The following is a 1,594-nucleotide window of genomic DNA, read 5'->3' as shown; positions in this document are numbered from 1 at the left end:
CCGCTGCTGTCGCCGGCGTCGGCGTCGGCGCCTCCCCTGCCTCCGCCGACGACCAGACCCCCGGCCGGAGCGACGTCACGGTCGACACCCGGGGCGCCGAGACGATCTCGGGCCGGGCCGCGGTCGACGCCCTCGCCGGTCAGCTGGCCGAGGTGGCGGAGCGGCACGGCTTCACGGCCCGCAAGCTGGAGCAGACCCTGCTGCACGACAAGACCCTGAAGCTGACCGACGACGGCTCGCTGGTCTACGCCGACGAGCCGCTCAGGACGGGACAGTCCTCGATCACCGACAAGATCACGACGCCGCTCTACCCGACCTCCCAGACCTTCGCGCTACACTCGCGGGGCAGCTCGCCGTACAAGCTCTACCTGGACTTCACCGGCAACACGACGTCGGGCACCCAGTGGAACAGCCAGTTCAACGGGGGCCGGGCGATCGTCTCGGCGCCGTTCGACATCGACGGCAACCCGGGCTCGTTCTCCACCCGCGAGCACGCCATCATCCAGGCGGTCTGGCTGCAGGTCCGTGAGGACTACGCGCCGTTCCACATCGACGTCACCACCCAGGACCCGGGCCTCGACGGCCTCCGGCGCACGTCCTCCAGCGACTCCGCCTACGGCGTCCGCATGGTCATCAGCCCCTCGGCGTCGTGGTACCCCAACGCCGGCGGCGTCGCCTACCTCAACTCCTTCGGCGAGGTCCGCTCCGGCACCGAGACGACCGCCTTCGTCTTCACCAACACCTCCAACGCCGCGAAGTACGTCGGCGAGGCGTCCAGCCACGAGGCCGGCCACACCCTGAGCCTCAGCCACGACGGCACCTCGAGCCAGACCTACTACGGCGGCTCGGGCAACTGGGCGCCGATCATGGGCGTCAGCTACTACAAGCCGGTGACCCAGTGGAGCAACGGCTCCTACGCCGGCGCGAACAACGGGGAGAACGACGTTGCGAAGATCGCCGCCAAGGTCCTGTACGCCGCCGACGAGTACCCCAACTCGTTCAGCACCCCCGGCACGCTGCCGGCCGGCACCGCCCGCTACGGGATCATCAACTCCGGCGACGTCGACACCTTCAAGTTCAGCCTCACCGGCACCCGCACCCTGCGCATCCAGACCTGGGGCAACACCGGACCGGTCGACACCAACCTGAACATGCGCATCACCCTCCGCAACTCCAACAACCAGGTGGTCGGCTCGTGGTCCCCGACCGGTGACCTGCAGTCGGCGACGCCGGCGCTCACCCTCCAGCAGGGCACCTACTACGTCCAGGTCGACGGCCCGGGCGAGGGCGTCTACAGCAGCTACGGCTCGCTGGGCTTCTACGGGATCCAGCTCGACTGGGCCTGATGCGAAGGGATCGACCGGGCCTTCGGGCCACCTGATCCGGAGCGGGACCGCCGTGGGGGGCGGTCCCGCTCCTGGCATTTCCGCTGCCGGGCAGCCGTCACGAGTCGGCGGGGAGCCGCACGCCCGCCAGGACGTCGACCAGCAGGGCCCGGACGGAGGCGGCAGGGGCCACCGTCCCGAGCGTCCACGCCCGGGACGACGCCGCCTCGCCGAGCTCGGTCCGCGCCCTCGACAACGCCCCGGCGAGG

General features: G+C 70.6%; 1 protein-coding gene. It reads left to right on the top strand.

The window, feature by feature from the left end; translation table 11 throughout:
- Positions 1 to 1,346, top strand: a 1,346-nt coding sequence (locus H0488_RS22170) for a PPC domain-containing protein (protein WP_183101376.1), incomplete at its 5' end; no start/stop codon positions are given.
- Positions 1,347 to 1,594: the final 248 nt, after the last annotated feature.

The organism is Nocardioides pelophilus (assembly GCF_014180685.1).
Taxonomy (GTDB): domain Bacteria; phylum Actinomycetota; class Actinomycetes; order Propionibacteriales; family Nocardioidaceae; genus Nocardioides; species Nocardioides pelophilus.
Note: the sequence above shows the minus strand (reverse complement) of the source record. Positions and strands in the feature narration are given on the sequence as shown.